Here is a 4829-nt window from a genome sequence, read left to right as displayed (position 1 = left end):
TGCGGCGTAGGAGCCACGGACCGCCCGGGGGTCGATCATCATGACCTTGACGTTCCATGGGCCGGTGGTCTTCAGGCCGTCGTCGCCCAGGTAGTCGACCTTGACCTTGAGGCCGGCGTCCTTGAGCTTCTTGGCGGTGTCGTCGGCCTTGGCCTTCTCCTCGAACTTCCACAGGCCGACCCGCACCATGTAGACCTCCTGGGCCGGGGCGTCGGCCACGGGCGGGCGCACGACCTTCTGCAGACTGCCCACCTCGCCGGTGGCCTCCACCTCGGCGAGCTTGGCCTCGGCGGTGGGCCGCATGCCGTAGTCGCGGCCGCTCGGCATCAGCACGGTCACGGTGTAGCCGTCGGTCGACCGGCCGGCCTTCACGTCGTACAGTTCGATCCCCTGGGCCACGCCGGTCATCGTCCTGGTCGGTACGGCGGGCACGCCCAGGGGGAACTTGGCCGACGGGAACTTCACCGACGGCTGCCGGGCGGCGTTGACGGGCACGGTGGTGACCGTGAGGGTGGTGGCCACGGCGAGGCCGGCCGTGAGGCCGGCGGTGAGGGTGCGTCGAGACATGAACACTCCAGAGGGCGGACAAATGATCCGCACCATCCTGACGTGATCATGGTCGTGGGGTCAGGAAAACACGCCAAAGGGTTGGAGAGGTTACGAGATTGACATCCCCGCCTGATGGAACGCAGGGTGGCAAGCCGGAATTGTGATGGAGCCATGACGGCCGGGAGTGGGGGCGTCACAGGGAGGTCCCGCGGAGTGTGGGTGGGTGTCCGGAAGCGGTGACTCCGGGCGTCAGCGGCCGTCTCTGCGGAACGACTCCAGGGCCAGGAGGGCCACGTGCAGCGACAGGCACGACTCGACGTCGTCCAGGTCGGTCTCCAGGATGCGTTCGAGGCGGCGGAGCCGGTCGTAGAAGGCGGGCCTGGACAGGTGGGCCTTCTGGGCGGCGACCGCCTTGTTGCGACCGGCGTCGAGGTAGATGCGCAGGATCCTGGTGAGGTCGCCGCCCCGCTGGGCGTCGTGCGCCAGCAGTGGACCGAGCTCGCGTTCGGCGAACGTCTGCAGCCGGGCGTCGTCGCGCAGCAGGTGGAGCAGCCCGCGCAGCCGCAGGTCGGGCAGCCGGTAGAAGGGCCTGCCGTCGGGCTGGCGGACCGCGACGTCGGCCACCTGCTCGGCTTCGAGGAAGCTGCGCCGTACGTCCCTGATGGACTCGACCACCGAGCCGGCGGCGAGCACGAAGGCGCCGCCCGTCTTGGACAGGGTGCGCAGCCGGTCGGCGAGGGTGGTCAGCGCGGGCTCGGCCTGGGCGCGAGGTGGCAGGGGCAGCAGGACGCCGACCCGGTCCTGGTCGAGGGCGCCGACGAGGGCGGGCAGCCGGGCGTCGCGGCAGGCGGCGGCGGTGGCCTCGGCGAGCTCGCCGAGCTGCGCCTGCCCGTCGAGGGCCTGGTCGATGAGGTCGATCGGGCGGATGACGACGCTGACCAGTTTGCGGCCGGTGAGCGGGACGCCCACCGCGCGGGCGCGGGCGGCGGCCTCGTCGGGGTCGGCGTAGGCGTGGGTGAGGATGCCGGTGATGATCGTGCCGTGGGCCTGCCGCTCCAGCGACTCCTGGTGGCGTTCGAGCAGGCGGCCGAGGGCGAGCGTGGTGGCGGCGCGCTCGGCGAGCACCAGCTCGCGGGGCGAGGGGGCCGCGTCGCAGAGCAGGATGAGCCGCCCCCAGTCCTGCCCCCGCGCGCCCACCGTGGTGACGAGCCATCCGGAGGCAGTGTCGTACGCGGTGCGCTCGGCCGGCGCCACGCCGCGCGACCTGGTCTCCCAGCCGGCCAGCAGCGTGCCCGTGTCGCGCCCGGCGGACTCGCAGGCGAGGACCTGGTGGGCCAGGTTCTCCAGCAGCACGGGCCGGCCGGACAGCCTGGCGACCTGTGCGAGCACCTCGGCTGGTGACGCGCCCTCGACCGACAGCTCGGTGAACACCTCGTGCAGCTGCTCGGAGGCCCGCAGCTCCTCCAGCTGGATGTCGATGATGCGCGCGTGCACCGACTCGGTGATCTGCACGAACGGCGTCTCGCGGGTCAGCACGATCAGCGGCAGCCCGTGGTCCTCGGCGGCCTTGACGACGATGGGCGGCAGCTCTCCGACGAACCTGCGCCCGAGCTCGACGATCAGCCCGGAGACGCCGACGGAGGACAGCTCCCCGATGTAGTCGGCGAGCTTGCCGGGGTCTTCGGGAAGAGCCACGCCGGTGGTCAGCACCAGCTCTCCGCCGCGCAGCAGCTGGGCGATGTCGGCGATCTCGCCGACGTGCACCCACCGCACCTTGCTGTCGAGCCGGTCGGCGCCGGCGACCACGCGGGGATTGCCCCGGCGAACGGTCTCCAAGGCGAGCACATCGGCGATGGTGGGCAGCACGGACAGAGCCTATCCAATCAACCTGTAAGATCGCTTATATAAGCATTTACATAGTGGAAGTAATCGGCGTCCCGCCGACCCCGTGGGCCGCTAGGAGGAGAGCCGGGCCTCCAAGCCGTCGAGCACCGCCAGCAGGCCGAAGTCGAAGCTGACCGCGCGCACCACGTTGGGCGGCGTCCGGTTGACCTCGGTGAGCCGGTCGAGCAGTTCGGGGAAGTCCCTCGCGACCACCCGGAAGGTCTCCAGCACGCTCTCCTTGTCGAGCTCCTCGCCGCCCATCGTCGTCTGCCAGGCGATCTCGGGGACGACCGTGCCGATCACGTACGCCATGAGCGTGCTGTTGGCGTAGTCGATCTCCATGCCTTCGAATCCCGCCTGCTGGAACGTCCTGCGCAGCCGGTCGGTCATCGCCATCGCATTGGGCCCGAGGGCGGGCAGGCGGCCGATGAGCGAGCTCACCCACGGGTGGTCGAGGAGGACCTGGCGGGCGCTGTGCGCGAAGGTGGAGGCGATCTCGCGCCAGCCGGACTCCTCGGGGATCGGCACGGCGATCTCCGCCCAGATCTGGTCGTAGGCCAGCTCCAGCAGCTCGTCCTTGTTCTCCACGTACCAGTAGATGCTCGTCGCGCCCGCGCTGAGCTTGGCGCCGAGCTTGCGCATGCTGACGCCGTCGAGCCCTTCGGCGTCGAGCAGCTCCAGCGTCGCCCGGACGATCTCGTCGCGGCTGAGGCCGGGGGTCCTGGCGGGCGGGCGCTGCTCGCGGGTCCAGACGGAAGAAAGCTGCTTGCCGGTCACCACCCAAGGATAAATCCACTCGCACACTGTACGAGTTAGCCGTACAGTGTGCGAGTGAACTCGAACGATGTACGAGACGGCTCGAACGCTGTGCGAGACCCCCGGCGGTGGTGGATCCTCGCCGTCCTCTGCCTCTCCCTGCTGGTCCTGGTCGTGGACGGTACGGTCCTCAACCTGGCCATCCCGAAGCTGATCAGGGACCTGGGCGCGAGCCCGGGCGACATCCAGTGGATCCTGGACGCCTACGTGCTGGCCTTCGCCGGTCTGCTGCTCACCGCGGGCAGCCTCTCCGACCGCTACGGGCGCAGGCGTTTCCTGGTCATCGGCCTGGTGTCCTTCGGCGGAGCGTCGCTGCTGGCGGTGCTCGCCTCCGAGCCGTGGCAACTGATCGGCGCGCGGGCGCTGATGGGCGTCGGCGGCGCCATCCTGATGCCGTCGACCCTGTCGATCCTCATGACGGTCTTCGACGAGGGCGAGCGGCGCAAGGCGATGGCCGCCTGGAGCGCGGTCGCCATGGTGGGCGTGGTCGCGGGGCCCACGCTGGGCGGTTTCCTGCTCGACAACTACTGGTGGGGCTCGGTCTTCCTGCTGAACGTGCCGATCGCGGCCCTCGCGGTGCTGGCCGCGGTGACGCTGATGCCGGAGACCCACAGCGCCGGGCGGAAGATCGACCCGGTGGGCGTCGTGCTGTCGATCGTCGGTCTGACCTCGGCCGTCTACGTCATCATCGAGCGCGAGTGGAACGTGGCGGGCATCGTGATCGCCGTGGTCGCGCTCGGCGCGTTCGTGCTGTGGGAGCGGCGCTCGGCGCATCCGATGCTGCCGTTGGAACTGTTCGGGAACCGCAACTTCAGCGGTGCGTCGTTCTCGATCCTGCTCATGTCGTTCGGGGCCGGGGCCGTGATGCTGATGCTGACGCAGTACCTGCAGTTCGTGCTCGGCTACGGGCCCATGCGGGCCGGGCTCGCGCTGCTGCCCTACGCCGTCGCCGCCGCGCTGTTCAACGGGGTGGGCGCCGCCCTCGGGCAGAAGGTGAGCAACCGGGTCCTCGTGGCGGCGGGGCTGCTGGTCATGGCCGCGGGCTTCGTCGTGCTGGCGACGACCACGGGCTACCTGCCGCTGCTCCTCGGGCTGCTGGTCATGGGCGTCGGCGGCGGGCTCGCCGGTCCGGCGGCGTACGCCTCGCTGATGGGTGCGATCCCCATGGAGCACGCCGGGGTGGGCTCCGCGCTGAACGACACCGTGCAGCAGGTCGGCATGGCCATGAGCATCGCCGTCCTGGGCAGCGTGCTGGCCGGGGTGTTCACCGCGTCCATGCCCGCGGGCGTGCCCGAGGCGGCCCGCGAGTCCATCGGCGACGCGTTCAGGCTGGGCGTCGTGGAGCCGGCCCGCGCCGCGTTCACCGACGCTATGCACCTCGGCTCGTGGGTGGGCTGCGGGTTCTGTGTGGCGGCGGCGCTGCTCGCCTTCGCGGTGCTGCGTCCACCCGTTCCCGCGGCCGCTCCGGAGCCCGCGCAGGTCTAGCCTGCCCCGAAGTCCGCGCAGGTGGCGGACGCGGCGCCGGTGGCTCGCCGGCGCCGCCCGTGGTACGTCTCCCGGGATCTCGGCAAGGACATTGG

Annotated in this window: 4 protein-coding genes; 1 reads left to right on the top strand and 3 read right to left on the bottom strand. The window is 70.8% G+C overall.

The features are described from left to right. From DAT37_RS12385 to DAT37_RS12375, 3 genes are all read right to left on the bottom strand, one after another. Positions 1-567, bottom strand: a 567-nt coding sequence (locus tag DAT37_RS12385; RefSeq protein WP_198654221.1) for a hypothetical protein, incomplete at its 3' end; no start/stop codon positions are given. A gap of 231 nt (positions 568-798) precedes the next feature. Beyond that, a complete protein-coding gene (locus DAT37_RS12380) occupies positions 799-2415 on the bottom strand; it encodes a PucR family transcriptional regulator (RefSeq protein WP_109524917.1) in 1617 nt (538 codons plus the stop codon). Between the two features lie 90 nt (positions 2416-2505). Continuing rightward, positions 2506-3210, bottom strand: a complete 705-nt coding sequence (locus DAT37_RS12375; protein ID WP_109524916.1) for a TetR/AcrR family transcriptional regulator — start codon at positions 3208-3210, stop codon at positions 2506-2508. 54 nt (positions 3211-3264) lie between these two features. Between DAT37_RS12375 and DAT37_RS12370 the strand changes: the two genes are divergently transcribed. After that, a complete protein-coding gene (locus tag DAT37_RS12370; protein ID WP_232839705.1) occupies positions 3265-4734 on the top strand; it encodes an MFS transporter in 1470 nt (489 codons plus the stop codon). Positions 4735-4829: the final 95 nt, after the last annotated feature.

The organism is Nocardia aurea (genome assembly GCF_003123685.1).
Classification (GTDB): Bacteria; Actinomycetota; Actinomycetes; order Mycobacteriales; family Mycobacteriaceae; genus Nocardia; species Nocardia aurea.
Note: the sequence above shows the minus strand (reverse complement) of the source record. Positions and strands in the feature narration are given on the sequence as shown.